The sequence below is a fragment of the Staphylococcus pasteuri genome (genome assembly GCF_030547725.1).
Taxonomy (GTDB): domain Bacteria; phylum Bacillota; class Bacilli; order Staphylococcales; family Staphylococcaceae; genus Staphylococcus; species Staphylococcus pasteuri.
This window is the reverse complement of sequence record NZ_JAUOQO010000710.1, coordinates 1-247: the sequence shown is the minus strand read 5'-3', so window position 1 is coordinate 247 and position 247 is coordinate 1. Positions and strand designations below refer to the sequence as shown.

General features: G+C 42.5%; 1 protein-coding gene. It reads left to right on the top strand.

Annotation, left to right across the window (positions count from 1 at the left end; translation table 11 throughout):
- On the top strand, positions 1 to 247 hold a 247-nt coding region (locus Q4528_RS15235; RefSeq protein WP_303522541.1), incomplete at both ends, for an HsdM family class I SAM-dependent methyltransferase.

Sequence of the window (247 nt, the reverse complement as noted above, 5' to 3'; positions counted from 1 at the left end):
CAATTAAACTTTCTACAGCATATCTATCGTGCGCTAAAGCCAGATGGAAAAGCGCGTGCTGCGGTCGTTTTACCGGATAACGTTCTCTTTGAAAGTGGCATTGGAGCAAAAATCCGTGAAGACTTAATGGACAAGTGTGATCTACATACTATTTTACGCTTACCAACAGGGATCTTTTATGCACAGGGTGTTAAGACTAACGTGCTGTTCTTTAACCGCGGAACGGATGATAAGGACAATACGAAAG